19 protein-coding genes are annotated in these 21,556 nt (G+C 70.4%); 13 read left to right on the top strand and 6 right to left on the bottom strand.

All coding sequences use genetic code 11. The features are described from left to right. Positions 1-8: 8 nt before the first annotated feature. The 3 genes from BLT62_RS16340 to BLT62_RS16330 form a co-directional block, all read right to left on the bottom strand. Positions 9-995: an aldo/keto reductase gene (locus BLT62_RS16340; RefSeq protein WP_083365016.1), complete on the bottom strand. Its 987-nt coding sequence runs from the start codon at positions 993-995 to the stop codon at positions 9-11. After that, the gene (locus BLT62_RS16335) at positions 995-1,402 is read right to left on the bottom strand and encodes a (R)-mandelonitrile lyase (RefSeq protein ID WP_083365015.1); all 408 of its coding nucleotides are present in this window, start codon (positions 1,400-1,402) and stop codon (positions 995-997) included. The genes BLT62_RS16340 and BLT62_RS16335 overlap by 1 nt, the downstream gene beginning before the upstream one ends. A gap of 229 nt (positions 1,403-1,631) precedes the next feature. Beyond that, on the bottom strand, positions 1,632-3,077 hold the full coding sequence (locus tag BLT62_RS16330) for an HNH endonuclease signature motif containing protein (RefSeq protein ID WP_083365014.1): 1,446 nt from the start codon (positions 3,075-3,077) through the stop codon (positions 1,632-1,634). Positions 3,078-3,476: 399 nt separating this feature from the next. Between BLT62_RS16330 and BLT62_RS16325 the strand changes: the two genes are divergently transcribed. Further along, positions 3,477-4,280, top strand: a complete 804-nt coding sequence (locus BLT62_RS16325) for a thioesterase family protein (protein ID WP_083365013.1) — start codon at positions 3,477-3,479, stop codon at positions 4,278-4,280. Here the strand turns inward: BLT62_RS16325 and BLT62_RS16320 are convergent. Both BLT62_RS16320 and BLT62_RS16315 read right to left on the bottom strand, forming a co-directional pair. After that, the gene (locus BLT62_RS16320; protein ID WP_197675148.1) at positions 4,277-4,717 is read right to left on the bottom strand and encodes a hypothetical protein; all 441 of its coding nucleotides are present in this window, start codon (positions 4,715-4,717) and stop codon (positions 4,277-4,279) included. The genes BLT62_RS16325 and BLT62_RS16320 overlap by 4 nt on opposite strands. Beyond that, a complete protein-coding gene (locus BLT62_RS16315) occupies positions 4,714-5,109 on the bottom strand; it encodes a MarR family winged helix-turn-helix transcriptional regulator (protein ID WP_197675147.1) in 396 nt (131 codons plus the stop codon). Before BLT62_RS16315 ends, BLT62_RS16320 begins: the two co-directional genes overlap by 4 nt. A 150-nt stretch (positions 5,110-5,259) precedes the next feature. Here BLT62_RS16315 and BLT62_RS16310 point away from each other — a divergent pair, with 150 nt between their 5' ends. The 7 genes from BLT62_RS16310 to BLT62_RS16280 all read left to right on the top strand — a co-directional run bounded on the left by BLT62_RS16310 (position 5,260) and on the right by BLT62_RS16280 (position 14,271). Continuing rightward, entirely contained in the window at positions 5,260-5,847 is a 588-nt protein-coding gene (locus tag BLT62_RS16310; protein WP_083365011.1) for an ArsR/SmtB family transcription factor, read from the top strand. After that, entirely contained in the window at positions 5,828-7,132 is a 1,305-nt protein-coding gene (locus BLT62_RS16305) for an MFS transporter (RefSeq protein ID WP_083365010.1), read from the top strand. The genes BLT62_RS16310 and BLT62_RS16305 overlap by 20 nt, the downstream gene beginning before the upstream one ends. A gap of 112 nt (positions 7,133-7,244) precedes the next feature. Further along, positions 7,245-8,609 carry a glycosyltransferase 87 family protein gene (locus BLT62_RS16300; RefSeq protein WP_083365009.1) on the top strand — a complete coding sequence of 455 codons (1,365 nt, stop codon included), beginning with the start codon at positions 7,245-7,247 and terminating at the stop codon, positions 8,607-8,609. 57 nt (positions 8,610-8,666) lie between these two features. After that, positions 8,667-11,150, top strand: a complete 2,484-nt coding sequence (locus tag BLT62_RS16295; protein ID WP_231919268.1) for a DNA polymerase III subunit gamma and tau — start codon at positions 8,667-8,669, stop codon at positions 11,148-11,150. Between the two features lie 3 nt (positions 11,151-11,153). Further along, entirely contained in the window at positions 11,154-11,750 is a 597-nt protein-coding gene (gene recR / locus BLT62_RS16290; protein WP_083365007.1) for a recombination mediator RecR, read from the top strand. A gap of 117 nt (positions 11,751-11,867) precedes the next feature. Further along, positions 11,868-13,148 carry an aspartate kinase gene (locus tag BLT62_RS16285; RefSeq protein ID WP_083365006.1) on the top strand — a complete coding sequence of 427 codons (1,281 nt, stop codon included), beginning with the start codon at positions 11,868-11,870 and terminating at the stop codon, positions 13,146-13,148. A 73-nt stretch (positions 13,149-13,221) separates the two neighbouring features. Beyond that, positions 13,222-14,271: an aspartate-semialdehyde dehydrogenase gene (locus BLT62_RS16280; RefSeq protein ID WP_231919267.1), complete on the top strand. Its 1,050-nt coding sequence runs from the start codon at positions 13,222-13,224 to the stop codon at positions 14,269-14,271. A 118-nt stretch (positions 14,272-14,389) separates the two neighbouring features. Here BLT62_RS16280 and BLT62_RS16275 read toward each other — a convergent pair whose 3' ends face one another. Beyond that, complete coding sequence (locus tag BLT62_RS16275) at positions 14,390-15,046, bottom strand: GntR family transcriptional regulator (RefSeq protein ID WP_083365004.1); 657 nt, start codon at positions 15,044-15,046, stop codon at positions 14,390-14,392. 104 nt (positions 15,047-15,150) lie between these two features. Between BLT62_RS16275 and BLT62_RS16270 the strand changes: the two genes are divergently transcribed. The 5 genes from BLT62_RS16270 (at position 15,151) to BLT62_RS16255 (ending at position 21,542) form a co-directional block, all read left to right on the top strand. After that, the gene (locus BLT62_RS16270) at positions 15,151-15,909 is read left to right on the top strand and encodes an SDR family NAD(P)-dependent oxidoreductase (protein WP_083365003.1); all 759 of its coding nucleotides are present in this window, start codon (positions 15,151-15,153) and stop codon (positions 15,907-15,909) included. A gap of 44 nt (positions 15,910-15,953) precedes the next feature. Then, on the top strand, positions 15,954-16,928 hold the full coding sequence (locus BLT62_RS18200; protein WP_231919266.1) for a hypothetical protein: 975 nt from the start codon (positions 15,954-15,956) through the stop codon (positions 16,926-16,928). Then, the gene (locus tag BLT62_RS16265; protein WP_231919453.1) at positions 16,928-17,623 is read left to right on the top strand and encodes a sensor histidine kinase; all 696 of its coding nucleotides are present in this window, start codon (positions 16,928-16,930) and stop codon (positions 17,621-17,623) included. Before BLT62_RS18200 ends, BLT62_RS16265 begins: the two co-directional genes overlap by 1 nt. Continuing rightward, on the top strand, positions 17,620-18,828 hold the full coding sequence (locus tag BLT62_RS16260) for a diguanylate cyclase domain-containing protein (RefSeq protein WP_083365001.1): 1,209 nt from the start codon (positions 17,620-17,622) through the stop codon (positions 18,826-18,828). Before BLT62_RS16265 ends, BLT62_RS16260 begins: the two co-directional genes overlap by 4 nt. Before the next feature lie 326 nt (positions 18,829-19,154). After that, positions 19,155-21,542 carry a putative bifunctional diguanylate cyclase/phosphodiesterase gene (locus BLT62_RS16255; RefSeq protein WP_083365000.1) on the top strand — a complete coding sequence of 796 codons (2,388 nt, stop codon included), beginning with the start codon at positions 19,155-19,157 and terminating at the stop codon, positions 21,540-21,542. Positions 21,543-21,556: the final 14 nt, after the last annotated feature.

The following is a 21,556-nucleotide window of genomic DNA, read 5'->3' as shown; positions in this document are numbered from 1 at the left end:
AGCGCGCCCTAGCGGTTCACGTACGCCATGTGCGTCTCGTTGTAGCGGTCCCCGCTGACGCCGACCCGCTGCGCGAGCGCGTCGAGGTCTGCCCGCTCGTCGGCGGAGAGCGGCACGGCGCTGGCGCCCGCGTTCTCGGCGATGCGCGCGGTGCGCCGGGTGCCAGGGATCGGCACGATCCACGGCTGCTGCGCCAGCAGCCAGGCCAGGGCGATCTGACCCGGCGTCGCGCCCTTCGCCGCGGCGAGCACGGCGACGTGGGCGACGAGCGCCTGATTCGCCGCCCGGTTCTGCTCGGAGAACCGCGGGATGCTCGCCCGGATGTCGCCGGCGGCGAAGGCCGTGCTCTGGTCGACGGTGCCGGTGAGGAAGCCCTTGCCGAGGGGGCTGAACGGCACGAGGCCGATGCCGAGCTCGGCCAGCGTCGGCAGCACCTCCGCCTCCGGGTCGCGCGTCCACAGCGAGTACTCGCTCTGCAGCGCCGTCACGGGGAAGACCGCGTGCGCGCGCCGAATGGTGGCGGCGGACGCCTCGGAGAGCCCGAAGTGGCGCACCTTGCCCTCGCGCACGAGGTCGGCGACGGTGCCGGCGACATCCTCGATCGGCACGTCGGGGTCGACGCGGTGCTGGTAGAACAGGTCGATCACGTCGGTGCGCAGACGGCGGAGCGAGGCGTCCGCCACACGGCGGATCTGCTCGGGCCTGCTGTCGAGGCCCACGCTCGTGTTGCCCTCGATGCGCCAGCCGAACTTCGTCGCGATGACCACCTGCTCGCGCAGCGGCGCCAGGGCCTCACCGACGAGTTCCTCGTTCACGTAGGGGCCGTAGACCTCCGCCGTGTCGAAGAACGTGACGCCGTGGTCGACGGCGGAGCGGAGCACGTCGATCATGTCGGCCCGGCTGCCCGGGTTGGGGCCGTAGCTCTGCGACATGCCCATGGCGCCGAGGCCGATGGCCGAGACCTGGAGGCCTTGTCCGAGAGTGCGAGTGTGCATCAGGATGCCGCCCTTTCGTAGTCTGTGTCGCTGAGGTGTTCGAGCCAGTTCGTGGTGGTTGCGGGGTCGTCGCCGTCTTCGAGCATGGCGAGGTGCTCCATGAACCCGGTGGGGGTGGCGCCGTGCCAGTGCTCCTCGCCGGGCGCCGTGTAGACGGTCTGCCCCGGGGTGGCGCGGATCACGCCGCCGTCGCGGGTTCCGACAAGTGCGGTGCCCGCCGTGATGTGCAGGGTTTGGCCGAGCACGTGCGAGTGCCAGGCGGTGCGGGCGCCCGGGGTGAAGCGCACCCGGCTGACGACCATGCGGCTCGGATCGGGCTTCCGCGTCGCGATCGGGTCGACGTACACGTCGCCGGTGAACCACTCGGCTGGGCCCTGTGCGGTGGGATGCTCCGGTTCGATGTGCATCAGGAGGTCTCCTTCGAGGTGTGGCTGCCGGCCGTTGTTCGGCCGTGTCACCGACCGTACGCCTCGTGCGCCCCGCCAGGGAGGCCCTGCCAGTACACCTCTTGGCAGGGCGGCCCGCACCTCGTCCAATCGGATGCCGCGGCGCCGGCGGAAGGAAGGCTGGATGGAGCGGCGGTCAGCGGGTGTTCGCTGCAGAGGGACACTGATCGGGACAGGCGTTCCGAGCGCCTCAGAATGGTGGGCCGTCGTCGATGAGGAGTGCCGACTCTGTTCCGCTGGGTGAGCCCGTCGAAACCCGTGACCCGGGTGGCTCCGGTGGACCGGTCGGTGGTTGCGGTGGTGCGTGTTGCATCCGGGACGGGGTGGTCGTGTACTCCCGGCCGCGCGGGGAGGTCCAGCTGAGGTTCCCGCCGCCGGTCTGCCGCACCCGCCAGCGGGAGTTGTGCTTGAGCCGGTGGTGCTTCTTGCAGAGCACCGCCAGGTTCTCCTCGACGGTCAGCCCGCCGGCCTCCCAAGCCCGGGTGTGGTCCGTCTCGGAGCGCTCCGCCTTCCGGGTGCAGCCGGGGAACCGGCAGGTCTCGTCCCGGTAGAGGATCCAGCGCCGCATAGACGCGGACAGCCGGTACTGGGTCGGGTCCAGCTGCAGCGGGGTGCCGTCCACCGGGTCGGTGAGGATCCGGTGCAGCGTCGGCGCCTGCGCGACGAGCCGTCTGGCGGTGTCGGCGTCGATCGGGCCGTATCCGTGGAGTTCGGCCGGCTCCTCCGAGGTGCCGATGAGGGTGTCGATGCCGATGGTGAGTTTCGGGACGGCGACGAAGACCTCGGGGCGGGCGAACGCGAGCGTCGGGATGTGGGTCTCGCCGTCCTCGGCGCTCTGGGCGGGCAGGCCGAGCAGGAGCTCGGCGGCGATGTCGGCCTCGAGCTGGGCGTGGGTGCCCGCGCTCAGGATGTCGTCGGTCAGTTCGCCTGTGGCCTCGCCCGCTGCCACCACGTCTGCCACCAGCTCGCCGGCCTCGGCGGCCTCTTTCTGCGCCTCCGTGGCGAGGTCTCCCACTCGGGTGCTGATGGCGAGGGCCTTCTCCGCCTCCAGGTACAGGTGCAGCCACGCCATCCCGTCGGCGTCGGGCTCGAACACCAGACGGCGGTCCGCCCGGGACCGAGCGGCCCGCTCGGCGAGGGCGTCCGGGTGCAGCCGGTCGCGGAGGCGGGCCACGGCCCGGTGGAAAGCGGAGACGTTCATGGTGCGGGCCTTGCCCAGCGCCTCCCGCTCGAAGCGGGCGTGCAGGGTGGGAGGCAGGACGACGGCGCCGGCGAGGATCTCCCGCGCGTGCCGCACGGTGATGCTCCCGGCAGAGAGCTCGGCCAGCGTGTTGGCGAAGGGGCCGCAGAGTTGCCCGGCCTCGTAGATGAGGCCGACCATGGTGCGCTCGTGCACCCGGAGGATGAGGGCCAGTTCGGCGGTGATGCTGCGCCTCGCGAACTGCTCGTCCAGGGACGGCCGGCCGCCGAGCGGGTCGGCGGTCGCGACGGCGCGGCGCACGGCCTCGTCGATCTGGCGGTAGCGCTCTGCTTGGAGGGAGCACTCCAGCGCTGCGCCCGAGGACAGCCCGGCCAGGCACGCATCCAGCAGCGGGTCGAGCCCGGCTGCGGGGGCCTGCATCGGCTGCGTTTCCATGCTTGAAGCGTCTCACCGACCACTGACACTGGACGGCGAAAACAGGCCCGAATCGGGGCAATTGTGGACAACTTCCGCTGTCGTTACCTGATTGTGACCTTTCGCGGGGAGAGTGTTTCGGGTTGACTCCGGGGCTTCGCTCGTTCCTCGCTCAGCCGACGTGGGGAGGGGCGTTCGGCGACGTGGGGAGGGATGCTCGGCCGACGTGGGGAGGAATGTTTGGTCGACGTGGGGAGGGGCGTTCAGTCGGCGTGGGGAGGGGCGTTCGGCGACGTGGGAGGGGCGTTCGGTCGAGGCGGGGAAGAGGCGCACGGTGAGAAGTGCCGCTCCGCATCCGGGAGCTCGCCCTAGTGTTGAGGGCGCGGCGTCTCAGCGACCGCGCAGACGCAGGGAGGCAGCATGGACAAGCCCGTTCCGGCCTACTTCGAGTCCAGCGGTCAGGGTCGCTACCACCCCACGATTCATGCCCAAGGTGCGTGGAACCCGGGCGAGATCCACTTCGGCCCGCTCGGCGGACTCATCGTCCACGCGATCGACAAGCACCGGGCGGCGCAGGGCGGGCCGGCCGACGCGCTGCAGCTCGGCCGCGTCAGTTTCGACATCCTGGGGTTCCTCGCCGCCGAGGAGATCGAGATTCAGGTCGAGACCATCCGGCCGGGCCGCACCATCGAGCTCGTCGAGGCGCGGGCGCGCATCGGTGACCGAACCGCGGCGCTGGCGCGCGCGTGGTTCATCGCCGCGAGCGACACGGCCGCGGTGGCTGGAGGCGAACCGGCGCCGCTACCGGAGCCGGGCTCGCTGTCGCACTGGCCGTTGGCCCATTCCTGGCCGGGCGGCTTCGTGAACTCCCTCGAGATGCGCGCCGTCGCCCCACCTCAGCCCGGCCGGGCGCGCGCATGGCTTCGCACCCAGACGGCCCTCGTCGCGGGGGAGCGGGCCAGCGCTCACGCCGCGTACACCGCGCTCGTCGACACCGCGAACGGGATCGCCGTGCGGCAGCCGCCGACGGAGTGGATGTTTCCCAACGTCGACCTGACCATCCACTTCTTTCGGCAACCCGCCGGCGACTGGGTCGGCTTCGACACGACCGTCACCTTCGGGCCGGATGGCCACGGCCTGACCAGCACGGAGCTCCATGACACAGCCGGCGCCGTCGGTCATGCCGAGCAACTGCTGACCGTCCGGCCGCTCGCGCGGGATTAGCTGGACGCCGAGACCGCGGGTTCCAGTGGCGCGAGGTCGGGCTCAACCCAGCCCAGTCTCGCCTCGGCCGAGGCCAGCGTTGAGGGGTGGTAGTGGCGCATCAGCAGTCGCGTGTCGAGCAGTTCGGGGTGGCGTGCGACGAACTCCGTGAAGTCGTCCGTGCTCGATTCGGTGCTGGCGTGCCCCACCAGCACCACCCACGCGCGGGTCATTGTCTCGTGGTACTTCTGGGGCATGCCCGCAGAGCGTGCGGTGTTCTGGATGCCCGCGCTGACGAGCTCGATGGCCGTGTCGACGCCGCAGCGGCTGACGGCCAACCAGGTGAGGTGCACGTGCTCGCGGTGACCGAATCGCTCGGCGGTCGCCATCACCTCGCCCACGAGGGACGAGAACGTCGGGAGGTCTTCTCGCTGCGGCTCCTCCGCGCGCATCGTCACGATGCCACCTCCGTCATGGCGTGCAGCCCGGCGCGCAACCCGGCGATCACCTCGGGGGAGAGGCCACTCAGCGCGAGCCGCTCCAGGCGATCGAACGCCTCGCGGATGGTGCCGGCCGCCGCATGCCCCGCAGACGTGAGCTCGACGAGCACGGCCCGGCGGTCGCCGGGGCGGGTACCGCGGGTGACGAGCTCGCGGCGCTCCAGCCGGTCCAAGATGCTGGTCAGCGTCGTGGGGCGAGTGCCGGCCGCGGCACCCAGCTCGGACACGGTGCGCGGGGCCCCGTCGGAGAGGTTGGCGAGCGCGTTGATCTCGGAGGCGGTCAATTCCATCTCGGAGAGTTCTGCGGAGAGCACTCGGAGGGTGGCGTGGGTGGCTCGCTGGAGGGCCAAGAGGGCAGACCAGGCTGACGTTTCATTTTCGGACTTCATGAGATTGGATGATACGAAATCGTAGTATCACCGCGCAAGTCGCTCGCGGGGCGGGGTGCACATTTATCAAGAACTATTGCACAAGAAGTCTTGTGCAACTACGCTCGAGCCATGGACAACGAGACGCCAGCTCCGAAGCGGCCCATGCAGGGCGTACGCGACCCGCGCTCCCTCCGCGCCCTCGCCCACCCGCTGCGCCTGAAGCTGCTGGGCATCCTGCGCACCGACGGCGCCCACTCGGTCGGCCAGCTGGCCGGCCTGGTTGACGAGGCGCCCGGCACCGTGAGCTACCACCTGGGCACGCTGGCCGAGTTCGGCTTCGTCGTGCCTGCACCGGAGCGGGCCCGCGACGGCCGGGAGCGCTGGTGGCAGGCCGCGCACAGCCACACAGTCTTCGAGCCGGCCGAGCTGCTCGACGATCCGGAGCAGCACGGAGCCGTGCGGGTGCTGCAGCAGGCGATCCTGCAGTCCTACCTCGGCGAGCTGCTCGACGCCCTCGACGCCGAGCCGGCACTCGGCCGGGACTGGGTCGCCGCCAGCACCCACTCCGACTCCTTCGGCTACCTCACCGCCCCGCAGCTGGCGGAATTCTCCGCCGAGCTCGCAGCCCTCTCCCGCAAGTGGGAGGCGGCGAGCGACCCGAAGCGGCCAGGGGTCAAGCCCATCCGCTGGATCCTCCATGCCTTCGCGCGCCCCTGAGCGCCCGCGCACCCGGGCGGGCGCCCTGCCTCTGCTGGCCGTGCTGGTCGCCGCGTTCGTCTCCCGTGCCGGCAATGCGATCACCGCGATCGCTGTGCCGCTCTACGTCTTCGCCGACACCGGCTCGGCGCTCGCCACCGGCACCGCCGGGGTCTTCGCGACGCTGCCCGTGGTCATCGGCGGCTCCCTCGGCGGCGCGCTGATCGACCGGCTCGGCTACCGCCTCTCCAGCATCGCCGCCGACCTGGCCAGCGGCCTGACTGTGCTGGCGCTGCCGATCCTGGCGGCGACCACCGGCCTGCCGTTCTGGCTGCTGCTCCTGCTCGTCTTCCTCAGCGGGCTGCTCGACGCCCCCGGTGACACGGCGAAGACCGTCATGCTGCCCGAGCTCGCCGAGCGGGCGGCGGTGCCGCTGGCCCGGGCCGCCGGCGCGCAGGCGGCCGTGCAGCGCAGCGCCTCCATGGTGGGGGCCGCTCTGGCCGGCATGCTGATCGGGGTGGTCGGTGCCCCCGGCGCGCTCTACGTGAACGCGGCCACCTTCGCCGTGTCGGCCGTGCTCGTGGCCGCGCTGATCCCGCGGATGCGGCGGGCCGAGGCATCCGCCGCCGCCCCCGTCGCCGCAGACGGCATGCCGGACGGCGAGCCAGACGGCTACTGGCGCGGCTTCGCAGCTGGGCTGCGCTTCCTCTGGTCGAACGCGCTGCTGCGCGGGATCGTGCTGCTGGTCATGCTCACCAACGCCATCGACACGGCCGGATTGACGGTGATCTTCCCGGTCTATGCCACGGAGCGCCTCGGCTCGGCCTCCGCGCTGGGCTTCCTCGTCGCCAGCTTCATGGGCGGGGCGCTGCTCGGCGCCGTCGTCTTCGCCGCCGTCGGCCACCGCGTCGCCGGGCGGGGGCTCTTCGTGCTGTTCTTCGTGCTCGCCGGCCTGCCGCCCTATCTCGCCATGGCGTTCGAGGTGCCGTTCCCGGTGCTGCTCGGCGTGCTCGCCTTCTCGGGGCTGGCGGCCGGCGGCATCAACCCGATGGTGTCCACGGCGCTGTTCGGCCTCATCCCCGCGCCGATGCGGGCCAGGGTCTTCGGGTCGATGACCGCCGGGGTCGCCGCGGCGATGCCGCTCGGCGCGTTCCTCGGCGGCGTGGGCGTCACCGCGCTGGGGCTCCAGCCGACACTCCTCATCGCGGCCGGCGTCTACGCGCTCGCGGCCCTGAGCCCGCTGTTCGGACAGCACTGGCGCGGGCTCGCCGCGCTCCCGCAGGCTGCACCGGCGGAGCGGGCCTGATAAATCGTTCAGAAATGTCAGGGAATCCACTGGCCTGTTGCTCAGGATCGGAGCTTAGGCTGCGCGACGTGCCCGCGGCCGCGGGCCCCGACCGTGCAGAAAAGCAGCTGCCATGTCACGACTGTTCCGCAAGCCGGGTGACGGCGTCGCCAGCGTTGCCACGCCGCTCGAGCGCGACTTCTCGCAGCGGCCGCGCACGCTCATCGTCGGCTTCGCGCTGTTGCACGCTGTCTTCCTGCTCGCCCTCCTGCCCTCCTTCCTCGGCGGCATCGCAATCGGCGATCTCTCGCTGTACCGGGCCTGGGTCGAGACCTCGCTGACCACGGGCCTCTGGCGCGGGATCCAGATTCCGTGGGTGTACCCCATCGGGGCGGTGGCCCCGATGGGACTGGCGGACTCCCTCGGCCCGATGCTCTTCCCCTTCCTCTGGTTCCTCCTCACGACGGTGCTGAACGGCCTGTCGATCGCCGTGCTCACCGACTTCGGCCGCAAGGCGAGCGGCTTCACCGCCGCCTGGTGGTGGCTGCTCGTGATCTTCATCCTCAGCCCGGTCGGGCTGTTCCGGTTGGAGGGCATCGTCGCCCCGATCGTCATCATCGCCCTGGTGCTGCTGGCCCGCCGCCCGGCGCTGGCCGGGGTGCTGCTCGCCGTCGCGACCTGGATCAAGGTGTGGCCCGTCGCCGTGTTCCTCGCGGTGCTCGGGGTGGGGCGGCAGTGGCTGGCCGTGGCCGCCGGCGGCGCTCTCATCACGCTCGGAGTCGTCGGGGCGGCGATCGGCTTGGGCGGCTCACCCGAGACCCTCCTGAGCTTCGTCTCTGACCAGTCGGACCGCGGGCTCCAGCTCGAGGCGCCGATCTCGACCCCCTGGGTCTGGATGGCGGCGCTGGAGCGCCCCGGCAGCTACATCTTCCAGAACTCCGCGCTGGCCACGCGGGAGGTGGCGGGAGAGGGGGCCGCCTCGGCGGCGGCTGCGACGACCCCGCTGATGCTCCTCGCGATGGCGCTGATCTTCGCCCTGCTCCTGCGCGCCCGCCGGCGGGAGACGGATGCCGAGAACCTCCTCGTGCACGGGGCGCTGGCGCTGACCTGCGCGCTCGTGGTGTTCAACAAGGTCGGCTCTCCGCAGTACATGCTCTGGATCGCGCCGGTCGTCGTCGTCGGGCTGTTCCACGACGCGCAGCGCTGGCGCACACCCTCGTACCTGGTGCTGGTGATCTCCGTGCTCACGACGTTCATCTTCCCCGTCTTCTACATGCCGCTCGCCGCGGGCAACATCGCCGCGGTGCTGCTGCTGACGGTGCGCAATGTGCTGCTCGTCGTGCTGTTCGCCTGGTCGGTCTGGCGGCTCTGGCGACTGGCCACCCCGCCGGACTCCGCTCCGGACGGAGTCGCCTCCGCGCGCAGCTGGGGGCGGCTGAGCCGGCCCGGTGTGCCGGTGCCGCCGGCATCCGGCCCTCATGTCAGCCCGGGCAAGTAGCATGGCAGGGTGGTCACCGCTCTCTATCGCCGATACCGGCCCGAAAACTTTGCCGAGATGATCGGTCAGTCGCAGGTGACCGATCCGTTGATGACGGCCCTGCGCACCAACCGTGTTAATCACGCCTACCTCTTCAGCGGCCCGCGCGGCTGCGGCAAGACGACGTCTGCCCGCATCTTGGCGCGCTGCCTGAACTGCGCGGAGGGCCCGACGGACACCCCGTGCGGCGTCTGCCCGAGCTGTGTCGAGCTCTCCCGCGACGGCGGCGGCTCGCTCGACGTCGTCGAGATCGACGCGGCCAGCCACGGCGGCGTCGACGACGCCCGCGATCTGCGCGAGCGCGCGATCTTCGCCCCGGCCCGCGACCGCTACAAGATCTTCATCATGGACGAGGCGCACATGGTGACCTCGAGCGGATTCAACGCGCTGCTGAAGATCGTCGAAGAGCCGCCGGAGCACGTCAAGTTCATCTTCGCGACGACCGAGCCGGAGAAGGTCATCGGCACGATCCGCTCGCGCACCCACCACTACCCGTTCCGGTTGGTGCCGCCCGGCCCGATGCTCGAATACGTGCAGACCCTCTGCGAGGCGGAGGGCGTCACCGTCGCCCCCGGCGTTCTGCCGCTCGTCGTGCGCGCCGGCGGCGGCTCGCCGCGCGACACGCTCTCCCTGCTCGACCAGCTGATGGCCGGCTCCGAGGCGTCCACCGTCGACTACGAGCGCGCCGTCGCGCTGCTCGGCTACACCCACGGCGCCCTGCTCGACGAGGTCATCGACGCGATCGGTGCCCGCGAGGCCGGCGCCGCCTTCGAGGCCGTCGACCGCGTCATCCAGACCGGCCAGGACCCGCGCCGCTTCGTCGAGGACCTGCTCGAGCGGCTGCGCGACCTGATCGTCGTCGCCGCGAGCACGCCGGCCGCTGCGGCATCCGTGCTGCGCGGCGTGCCGCAGGAGGAGCTGGACGCCATGGGCGCCCAGGCCACCCGCTACGGTCAGGCGGAGCTCTCGCGCACCGCCGACATCGTGAACGCCGCACTGACCGAGATGACCGGGGCCACCTCGCCGCGGCTGCACCTCGAGCTCATGATCGCGCGCGCCCTGGTGCCCTCCAGCGACGACACGGAGCGCGGTGCCCTGGCCCGCGTCGAGCGGCTTGAGCGCCGGGTCGGGGTGACGGACGCCGCGGGCGACCGCCCCGCAGCGCCCGCAGCGCCCGCGGCGGCCGTTGCCCCGCCCGCCGCGGTGCCTGCCGCCGCGCCTGCCGAGGTGCCCGCTGCTGTCGCTGCCGCCGCCGAATTCATCGACCGGGCGAAGAACGACCGTGCCCAGACCCCGGTGGCATCCGGCCCGGTTGGGCCCGTCACGTGGGCGACGCCCGGTGTGACCGGGGCCCCGCCTGCTCCGGCACCGGCCCCCGCTGCTGCACCGGCCCCCGCTGCTGCACCGGCCGCCGCTGCGCCCGCCGCACCCGCCAGCTCCTCGCTGCCCGGCGGGGCCACGATCCCGGCCTCCGCGATGCCGGTGCCGGTTGGCCCGATCTCGCTGCAGCAGATGCGCGACGCCTGGCCACAGGTGCTCGAGGTCGTCAAGACCGCGAACATGAACGCCTGGGTGGTGCTGCTCACCGCCGTGGTGCGCGAGTACCGCGAGGACGGCACGCTGCTGCTGGCCTTCCCGAGCGAGAACGACGTCGCCGCACTGAAGAAGCCCGCGGCCCCCGGCCAGGGCGTCGGCGACCACCTGAAGAAGGCCGTCAGCACGGTCCTCGGAGTAACGCCGAAGCTGCTGGCGCGCGCGGAGAGCGGCGAACAGCGCGGCTCCAAGCCGGCCCAGGCCGCTGCACCGACGCCCCCTTCGGCGCCGGATGCCGCAGACGCGGAGCCCGACCGAGCACGTCCAGCCGCGGCGACAGCGCCCGTTCAGTCGGCACCCGTTCGGTCCGCGCCCGCGCAGGCTGCCCCCGCGCAGCAGGCTCCGGCGCCGGCGCGACCGGCTCCGGTCGTGAACGCCGGCGGCTGGTCGGTCGTGCAGATTCCACAGTCCGACCCGGAACCGGTCGCAGAGCCAGCAGCCGCGCCCGCCGCACCCGCCGAGCGGGCGACACCGCCGGCCGCTCCCGCTCCCGCTGCCGCGCCGGCCGCGGATGGCTGGGCGCCCGCCGAGGAGCCGCCGTTCGCCGACGAGCCCCCCTACGACGACGAGCCGCCGTTCGACCCGAACTTTGACGCCGCCCCGCCGGACCAGGGCCTCCGCTCCGGGCCCTCGGTCTCGACACCCGCCGCAGGCGGCCCTCCTCGACCAGCGGGAGCGCCGGCCGCGCCGGCAGCGGCAACGCCTCCGGCAGCGGCATCCGCCCCCGCCGCGGCCGCGAAGGCCCCGCAGCGCCCGGCGCCGCAACGGCCGGCGCAGGCGCCCAGCCGCGGTGACGGCGTGCAGCGCTACGGCGAGTCGGTGGTCCGCGAGATTCTCGGCGCGACCTTCATCGAGGAACAACAACACAACCCATCGCCGCGCGCGACGATGAGAGACGGCCAAGGCTAAGACGTGTACGAAGGAATCGTTCAGGACCTCATTGACGAGCTCGGCCGGCTGCCCGGAATCGGGCCGAAGTCTGCCCAGCGCATCGCGTTCCACATTCTGCAGACCGAGAACTTCGACGTCTCGCACCTGGCCGAGATCCTCACCACCGTGCGCGAGAAGGTGAAGTTCTGCAGCATCTGCGGCAACATCTCCGAGCAGGAGACGTGCGCGATCTGCCGCGACCCGCGCCGCGACCCGGCGCTGATCTGCGTGGTCGAGGAGGCCAAGGACGTCGTCGCGATCGAGCGCACGCGCGAGTTCCGCGGGCTCTACCACGTGCTCGGCGGAGCGATCAGCCCCATCGACGGCATCGGTCCTGACCAGCTCCGCATCCGCGAGCTGATGCAGCGCCTCGCCGACGGCACCGTCACCGAGGTGATCCTCGCCACCGACCCCAACCTGGAGGGGGAGGCGACCGCGACGTACCTGTCGCGGCTGCTCACCACCCTCGAGATCCGGGTCACCCGCCTCGCCTCCGGCCTGCCCGTCGGCGGCGACCTCGAGTACGCCGACGAGGTCACCCTCGGTCGGGCCTTCGAGGGGCGCCGCGTCGTCGGCTAGCCCTGGTCCGCGCCCCGCACGGCGCTGGCGGGCCTCCGTCACATAGCCGAAGCAGAATCTGGCAGGTCTTATGATGGAGAATCTGGCAGTGTCTGCCGCAATCCTCAGGAGTTATACGTGACTTTGATCGTGCAGAAGTTCGGCGGGTCTTCCGTCTCGGATGCCGAAGGCATCAAGCGAGTTGCCAAGCGCATCGTCGAGACGCGCAAGGCCGGCAACGACGTCGTCGTGGCTGTGAGCGCTATGGGCGACTCCACCGACGAGCTGCTCGACCTCGCCCACGAGGTCACCCCGATTCCCGCGCCGCGCGAGCTGGACATGCTGCTCACCGCCGGCGAACGCATCTCGATGGCGCTGCTCGCCATGGCGATCAAGAGCCTCGGCCACGACGCGCGCTCCTTCACGGGCAGCCAGGCCGGCATGATCACCGACGCCCACCACGGCTCCGCCCGCATCGTCGACGTGACCCCGGTGCGCCTGCGCGAGGCCCTCGACGAGGGCGCGATCGTCATCGTCGCCGGCTTCCAGGGCTTCAACCGCGACACCAAGGACATCACCACCCTCGGCCGCGGCGGCTCCGACACCACCGCCGTCGCCCTCGCCGCCGCGCTGGACGCCGACATCTGCGAGATCTACACCGACGTCGACGGCGTCTTCACCTCCGACCCGCGCGTGGTGCCGCTGGCCCGCAAGATCGACCGCATCACCAGCGAGGAGATGCTGGAGCTCGCGGCATCCGGGGCCAAAGTCCTTCATATTCGTGCAGTGGAATATGCGCGCCGCCACGGCGTCACGCTGCACGTGCGCTCCTCGTTCAACAACAACGAGGGCACCATCGTCTACAACCCGGCGCCCAGCCCCGAGGGAGAAGAGAGCAACGTGGAAGACCCGATCATCGCTGGTGTTGCCAGCGACCTGAGCGAAGCCAAGATCACCGTCGTCGGCGTGCCCGACGTCCCCGGCAAGGCGGCCGAGATCTTCACGATCGTCGCGCGCACCGACGCCAACGTCGACATGATCGTGCAGAACGTCTCGAGCGCGGCCACCGGCCTCACCGACATCAGCTTCACCGTGCCCAAGAGCCAGGGCCAGGCGGCGCTCACCGCGCTCAGCAACGCCCAGGCCGAGGTCGGCTTCGAGAGCCTGCAGTACGACGACCAGATCGGCAAGCTGGCCCTCGTCGGCGCCGGCATGCGCACGAACGCCGGCGTCTCCGCCAAGCTGTTCGACGCCCTGAACAAGGCGGGCATCAACATCGAGATGATCTCCACCAGCGAGATCCGCATCTCGGTCGTCACCCGCGCCGACTCGGTCAACGAGGCCCTGCGCGCCGTGCACACCGCGTTCGACCTCGATGCAGAGCAGGCTGCCGTCGTGCACGGCGGCACCGGCCGCTAGACGGCCTCCACCTGATTTCCACCGGGATGCCGCCCGTCGCGGCATCCGCAGCACCACAACACAAGGGGTACTCGTGAGCAGCAGCCAGGGCATCAACATCGGCGTCGTCGGAGCGACCGGGCAGGTCGGCACCGTCGTGCGCCGCCTCCTCGAGGAGCGCGACTTCCCCGTCGCGCAGATTCGCTACTTCGCCTCGGCCCGCTCGGCCGGCAGCACCCTGCCCTGGCGCGGCGAGGACGTCGTCATCGAGGATGCCGCCACGGCAGACCCCACCGGCCTGGACGTCGCCATCTTCTCGGCCGGCGCGACCCTCTCCAAGGCACAGGCGCCCCGCTTCGCGGCGGCCGGCGTCATCGTCATCGACAACTCCAGCGGGTTCCGCATGGACCCGGACGTGCCGCTCGTGGTCAGCGAGGTGAACCCGGACGCCATCAAGCAGGCCAAGAAGGGCATCATCGCCAACCCCAACTGCACCACCATGGCGGCCATGCCCGTGCTCAAGGTGCTGCACGAGGCAGCAGGCCTCGAGCGTCTCGTCGTGAACACCTACCAGGCGGTCTCCGGCAGCGGCCTCGTCGGCGCCACCGAGCTCGAGACCCAGGTCCGCGCGGCGATCGATGGCGACGTGCAGGGCCTCGTGCACGACGGTGGCGCCGTCACCATGCCCGAGCCCACCGTCTACGCCAAGAACATCGCTTTCAACGTGATCCCGCTGGCCGGCTCGATCGTCGATGACGGGTCGTTCGAGACCGACGAGGAGAAGAAGCTGCGCAACGAGAGCCGCAAGATTCTCGACCTGCCCGGCCTGCTGGTGAGCGGCACCTGCGTGCGCGTGCCCGTCTTCACCGGCCACTCGCTCTCGGTCAACGCCGAGTTCGCCAACCCGATCACCGTCGAGCAGGCCACCGCGCTGCTCTCCAACGCCCCCGGCGTGCAGCTCAGCGACGTGCCGACCCCGCTCGAGGCAGCCGGCACCGACCCCAGCTACGTCGGCCGGATCCGCCAGGACGAGGGCGCTCCCGATGGCCGCGGGCTCGCGCTGTTCATCTCGAACGACAACCTGCGCAAGGGCGCGGCCCTGAACGCCGTGCAGATCGCGGAGCTCGTCGCCGCCTCGCTGTAGGCGCCCGCCCGCATTCGGAGCACGTAAAAACAGGAGGAGAGCACCGCCGAGGCTGTACACAGCCCGGCGGCGCTCTCCTCCTGTGTTTCTGTGCCGCCCCCGCGTCGCGGGCGCCGCGCTAGGCGGTGAGGTACTGGCTGCTCGCGGTCGCGAGCAGGCGGCGCATGCCATTCATCCAGTTCGCGTGCAGGGCGACGGATGCCGCGGCGACGTCGCCATCGACCAGGTGGCTGGCGATGAGGCTGTGCTCGGCCGCCACCCGCGAGATCATGACCTCGTCGGCGACCAGCAGCGACTCGTAGCGATGATAGGCCTGCCGCATGCCGGCGATGAGGTGCAGCAGGCGCCCATTCGGGCAGCCGCTCAGCATGACCGCGTGCCACTCGTCGTCCTTGCTGGCGACGAGCGCGTGCACCGCGACCTCCTGGTCGAAGTCGGCAGCCAGCTGGGTGAGCCGGGCGCCGATGGCCGGCAGCTCGGCCGGATCCGTCAGCGAGAGCGCCAGCGACTCGAGGTTGGCCATGATGGGTGCGAGCTCCTCGAACTCGCGCGCGCTGAGCGGAACGAAGCGGAAGCCCTTGCCGCTCTCGCTCTCGATCTGCCCCTCGCTCTCGAGGGCGATCAGCGCCTCGCGTAGCGGGGTGCGGCTCACGCCGAGCTCGCTGGCCAGTTGCACCTCGTTGATGCGCTCGCCCGGCTGGACGACGCCATTGCGCATGCGCGCGAGCAGCTCCTCCCGCACCTGGGAGCGGAGTGAGCGACGTTCGATAGCCATGGGACCCTCTCTGAGCCGAATGGCCACCCGATCAGCTTACGGCGTGCCGCCGAGCCGGCATCCGGCATGCTTAAGGCACTGACCCCCCAAACCGAGGAGCACCCATGCGTCTGGCCGACAAGAATGCCATCGTCACCGGCGGGGCGGGCGGCATCGGCCGTGCCACGGCGCTGGCCTTCGCCGCGGAAGGCGCCCGGGTCGCCGTCGTCGACCTGCGGGCGGATGCCGCAGACGCTGTGGCCGCCGAGATCCGCGCGAACGGCGGCAGCGCCATCGCCGTCGCCGCAGATGTGTCGAGCGAGGCCGACATCCAGCGCGTCATCGCCACCACGCTCGCGGAGTTCGGCGGAGTCGACGTCGTCTTCAACAATGCCGGGATCATCCGGCGCACGACGGCGGTCGAGACCACTGCAGAGGAGTGGGACCTGGTCTTCGGCGTCAACGTGAAGTCGATCTTCCTGATGTGCAAGCACATCGTGCCGGTCATGGCGGCGGCCGGCGGCGGCTCCATTGTCAACACCGGCTCCGGCTGGGGGCTGAAGGGCGGCGGCCAGGCGATCTCCTACTGCGCATCGAAGGGGGCCGTGCTCAACATGACGCGCGCACTCGCCATCGACCACGGACCGCAGGGCATCCGGGTCAACTCGGTGAACCCGGGCGACGTGAACACGGGCATGCTCCTTGAGGAGGCCCGGCAGCTCGACCAGGACGCACAGGCGTTCCTCGCCGAGTCCGCCGACCGGCCACTCGGGCGGATGGGCGAGCCGAATGAGATCGCGGCCGCTGTGGTCTGGCTGGCCAGCGACGAGTCCTCCTACGTCACCGGGTCCGCGCTCGTCGTCGACGGCGGCGGCATCGCCTGATCCGGCATCCGGAATCGGCCCCACCGTCGCGGTACAGTCAAGCCATGACAGAACGCGCGACCGGGCCCCTGGCAGGCCGCAGCAGTCGCCGTTCTGACTGGCTCGACGCGGTGCTGGACACCGACCCGGCCACGCAGGACCGCTCGATCGTGCTGACGCAGCTGCTCTTCGGCGCGGCCGCGCTCACCGTCTTCACCACGGTCATGGTCTTCGGGCCCGGCGAGGGAAGCAGCGTCACGTTCTATCTGGGGCTGCTGCTCACCTTTGCCGCCTGCCTCGCGGCGATCCTGATGCGCTGGTCCGCCCACGCCCCGCACCTGGTGCTGGTCCTGCCGGTCATCGACATCTTCGCGATCGCCTGTATGCGCCACTCGCAGCCCGAGCTCGGTCTCGGTCTGCTCTGGGTGTTCCCCGTGCTGTGGATCTCGACGCTCGTCGGTGCTGTCGGCATCACGGCGAGCGTCATACTCGTCGGCGCGCTGGTGGCGGCCGAGTTCGCGCTGCGCGGGCTCCCGGTCACGCTGTCCGCCATGCAGACGCTCATCTTCCTGCCGATCACCCTGGTGTTCGTCGCCGTCTCCGGGCGCCTGCACACCCGCCGCAACCGGGCGCAGCGGCTGCTGCTCAGCAAGCAGTCCGGCCTGCTCGAGGGCGCGCTCGCACAGGCGCGGCGCCAGGAGGAACTGCTCGCCGAGGTGCTGAACACGGTCGACTTCGGCGTGGTCCGCATCGACAAGTCCGGCCAGATCAACTTGGTCAACGAGGCTCAGATGCGCATGCAGCTCGACGAGCGGCTGGCGGATGCCACCGCGCTCCCGGTCGGGGGACGAGCGATTCTGCCGCAGCGACGCCCCTGCAACGCGCGATGCAGGGGGAGAAGTTCGAGCCGGAGACAGTGTGGCTTGAGGCGCCCAACGGCGAGAAGGCCGCGCTCTCGGTCACCGCGCGCCACCTGCACAGCAAGCTCGGCGAGTACGACGGCAGCATCGTCGTCTCCCGCGACGTCACCGCCGAGGTGATGGCCCTGCGTGACCGCGACGACCTCGTCGCCTCGGTGTCGCATGAGCTGCGCACGCCACTGACCTCGGTGCTCGGCTACCTCGAACTCACCCTCGACGGGGGCGGCCTCCCGCCCGCGGCCGAGGCGCAGCTGCAGGTCGCCCACAAGAACGCCAACCGGCTCCTCGACCTGCTCGCCGATATCCTGGCCGCCTCGAACGGGGCGGAACAGCCGATGGTGTTGCAACCCGGCCCGTGCGCGCTGCTCGACGTCGTGGAGCAGTCGATCGAGTCGCTCCTGCCGTGGGCCAGCGAACGCGAGATCCGCATCGATTGCGCCGCGGCCGAGGCGACATCGCTGATCGCGGACGGCTCGCGCCTGCGCCAGCTGATCGACAACGTGATCTCGAACGCGATCAAGTACAACGTCGACAGGGGCGCCGTCTCGATCGGCCTCACCAGCGACGAGAAGATGGTGTGGCTGATCGTGCGCGACACCGGAATCGGCATCGCCGACGAGGAGCAGCCCCGGCTGTTCGAGCGGTTCTTCCGCTCCGAGTCCGTGCGCAATTCCACCGTGCACGGCAGCGGGCTCGGACTGGGGATCAGCAGGGAGATCGCCCGGCTGCATGGCGGCGATCTCACCGTGCAAAGCGTCGAGGGGGAGGGCACCACCGTGCTCGTCACCCTTCCGAAAGACAGGGACAGGGCATGATCGACGGTTGGACCATCTCGTTGGCCAGCGCACTCATCGTGGTCGTGACGGCCACGCTCTTCGTGGGCGGAACGATCGTGCACAAGGACAGCTCGGCAGGCCGGCTCTGGGCCGCCGGCTATCTGGCGGGCATCCTCACGACGACCAGCTACCTGGCGTGGCAGCTCTCCCCGGAGCTCTGGTGGGCCTCGGCCGTCGGCAATGCCGGATTCGTCGCCGGCACCGCCTTCTTCTGGCTGGGATGCCGCCGTCACAACGGGCGGCGCGGGCCGAACTGGGCGGCGACCGTCGGCAGCTTCGTGGTGCTCGTCGCCGGGCTGATCCCCGGGCCGGACAGCGATGAGTGGGCCGGCGCGCAGGTCTACTTCGCGGCGATCGTGCTGTTCGCCGTTCTCTCCGCGGTCGAGTGCTCGCGAGGTGAGATGCGGCGGGCGCGCGGTTCGCGGCCGATGTTCGTCGTGTTCAGCGTGCAGGCAGCATTCTTCGCCGGGCGGCTCGTCTTCTTCACCGTCGGCGGCCCGGACTCAGACGTCTTCAGCCTGTTCTTCGGCTCGTCTGCGCTGGCACTCGTCACAATGCTCATGTCGGTCGTGCTCTTCAACTCGATGTCCCTGATCCGATTCGCCCAGGGCGCCGTCGCCGAGTCGGCGCCGCGTGCGGGCCGCCGCACCGACGGGCACAGTTGCTACACCGTCGACGACGTCCTCACGGCGGGTGCTTTCGGGCGCATCGTCGGCGACTGGCTGGATCGCTCGGAGTACCACGATGAGCAGCTGGCGCTGCTCCACATCGACCTGGACGACCTGCGCGAGATCAACACCGCATTCGGGCCGGCGCACAGCAACGCGATTCTCGCGAGGTACACCGCGGTCGTGCGCCAGTTCGGGCCGCCGCACGCGGCGATCGGCAGCACCGGAACCGGGCGCTTGTCGTTGATTGCCCCCGTGGCCTCCAGCGAAGGGGCGCGTGCGATCGCCCAAACCCTGCAATCGGGCCTGCTGGAGGACTCGCTCGCCGAGTTCGCCGGCCTGCGCCCGACGATCAGCATCGGCATCGCGCTCACCGACTACACCGGTTTCGACTTCGAGCGCCTCGACCGCGCCGCGCGGAGCGCCTGCAAGAGGGCCTCGGATGCCGGCGGCAACCGCGTGGTGTTCGACGCCGGCGCCGTGCCGGCAACGGTCGACGGATCCGGCCAGCGCTGAGCGCACCGCCCGCGCGAGCATTTCTTAAGCAAATCTTGAGGTTGAGACTCCAATACCCAAGCTGATCTTGTGGTTGGCCGGACAGACTGATTTCAGCAACGAAAAACGCCGCATCCGGGCGTTCGCTTCTCGCTCACGGGCTTGCCCGTGTCGCGTGAGTCGTTGGCCGATACCGCTTCTCGCTCCCGAACCCGAAGCGTTCTCGCCCAACGAGAACGATCTGGATGCGGCTTTTCGCTGCCCATCGGCCGGCCTCTCGTGCCCGCACTGACTGCGCGGCCCGCGGGGCAGTCGGGCCACCGGGCGGCACTGGCTAATGTTGACCTGTGAAGTTCGCGCGCATTGTGACCCCGTGGGACATGGCCTTTCTGGTGCCGGTGATCCTGTACGCACTCGCAATGATGATGGCCGCGTTGCTGAGCCTGCCCAGCCTGACGTTCGGCGGCTGGCTCCTCTCCCTGTTCGCGGTGGTCGGTTTCGCCGCCGCGGGCATCTTCCGCGTGCCCATCGCACGCCAGTCTGGCGTGCCACTGCCCGGCCTGGCCATCGCGGTGCTCTCGGCATCCGACCTGATTCAGCGCCCGCTCCTGCTCATCGGCCTGTTCACCTTCGGCATCTTCGTCTCCTACCTCTACATCATTCGCGTCCCGCTCTTCTCCCTGTACGCGGGCGGGGTGTCCGCTCTCGGCGCGGGCGGCTACGTGCTCACCTTGCTCGCCTTCGACGGCGGCCCGGCGGGGTTCCTCGTCTACCCGCTTGCCGCCGCGAGCTACCTGCTCGTCGTCCTGCTCATCGAGTTCGCTCGCCAGAAGGGGCGGTGGAACGGGGAGGGGCAGCGCAGCTTCGGCATCAAGGCGATCAGCTGGGTGAAGCTGGCACGGGTGTGGCTCTTGATCACCGCGCTCTCCGGCATCCTGCACCTGGCCAAGATGACGCTGGTCTCCTCGCACCTGACCAACCCGCAATCCGTGATCAACGTGCTGCTGATCGTCGGCAGCGCCATGGTGCTCGTCCTCCTCGCCGTCCGCGACAACCTCAAGAGCGTCACCCGCCGGCTGGAGGGCCTGGTCGAAGCCTCCCTCGCGCTGCCCTGGGAGGAGAAGGGGCGGGTCGACGCCCTGGTACAGGAGTTCGCGCAGGAGGCCGCCAACGCCGAGTCAACGGAGATCCGCTCCAAGCGGCCCGGCCGTGCCGAGATCGGCGCCCGCATCAGTCTGGGAACCGGCCAGGACCAGTACCTGGTCGTGCGCCGCGCGATCGCGGCATCCGCCTTCACGGAGGGGGACCAGCGTGTGGTCGACGCGCTTGCGCACATCGGCAGCGAGGTCTCCAGGGTGAAGGAGAGCGTGGAGGGGCTCCGGCTCCGCGCCAGCACCGACAGCCTCACCGGCCTGCCCAACTACGGGTCCTTCCAGGAGTCGCTCCGCGCGATCAACGACAACCGCGGCTATGCCGAGGCCATCGCGGTGCTCTTCATCGACCTCGACAACTTCAAGAAGCTCAACGACCGACACGGACACGCAACGGGGGACTTCGCCCTCAAGGAGGTTGCGCAGCGCCTCGTCAACACCCTGCGACCGACGGATGTCGTCGCCCGCGTGGGCGGGGACGAGTTCATCATCGTGCTGACCGAGCTCACCAGCCTGCGGCAGGCGAAGTCGATCGCCGAGCGGATCGTCGAGAACTGCGGGGCCAGGGTCGTCTTCGGTGAGGTCGCGTTCCAACCGAGCATCAGTGTGGGGGTCGCGTTCTCCGCCCACCGGGAGATCGACTTGGAGCGGCTGATCGAGGATGCCGACCGCACCATGCTCGCCGCCAAGAAGTCGCGCAAGCAGGGCGGCCCCGGCAGCGGCGGCAGCGTCAGCATCTCTTCCCATCGCTCCTCGCAGGTGAACGACAGCGTGGTGCGTGCGATCGAGAGTGACGGGCTGACGGTGTTCTTCCAGCCCATCGTGAGCATCGTCGAGGACACCATCTGGGCCTTCGAAGCCCTGGTGCGCTACACCGATCCGGAGATCGGACCGATCTCCCCGGCCTCGCTGATCGAGAAGGCCAAGAAGCTCGGGCTGCTGGACGAGCTGACGAAGCAGGTCATCCTCAAGGCTTTGACGGCGGCGCGCGGGTTCGCGGAGATCGACTCCCGGGTCAACTGTGTGACCGTCAACGTCGAGGCCAAGCAGATCCTGCCCGCCCGGCTGGGCGGATTCCTCGAGACGCTTCCCGAGCTCTTCCCCGAACTGACCCTCTGCCTGGAGCTCAACGAGCGGTCGCTCAGCGTGGTGAGCAACGAACTGCGCTGTCAGGCCGACCACCTGCGTGACCTCGGCATCATGATCGCGCTCGACGACTACGGCTCGGAGAACTCCTCCGTCGGCGCTCTGGTGCGCATGCCGATGGACATCCTGAAGATCGACCGCTCGCTCATCGACGACCTGGCAGACATCCGTCAGCTCGAGGTGCTGCGCGCCCTGCAGGGCTTCGGCGACACCCTCGACTACGCGCTCGTCGTCGAGGGTGTGGAGAGTCCGGACACCGGTGCGCTCCTGCAGAGTGTCGGCGTGCGCAGCGCCCAGGGTTTCTACTACGGCGTGCCGGCCTCGGCCGAGGCCACGGCCGAGCGCCTGCACCGGCACGGCAACGCCGCCGTCGTGCCGGACGAGCGCTTCACGGCCGACGCCCTCGCCGAGGCCGAGGCCGAGGCCGCGGGCGCCTAGGCCGTTCTCGGAGA

Origin of the sequence: Microterricola viridarii (assembly GCF_900104895.1) — a bacterium.
Lineage (GTDB): Bacteria > Actinomycetota > Actinomycetes > Actinomycetales > Microbacteriaceae > Microterricola > Microterricola viridarii.
This window is presented reverse-complemented; position numbering and strand designations above follow the sequence as displayed.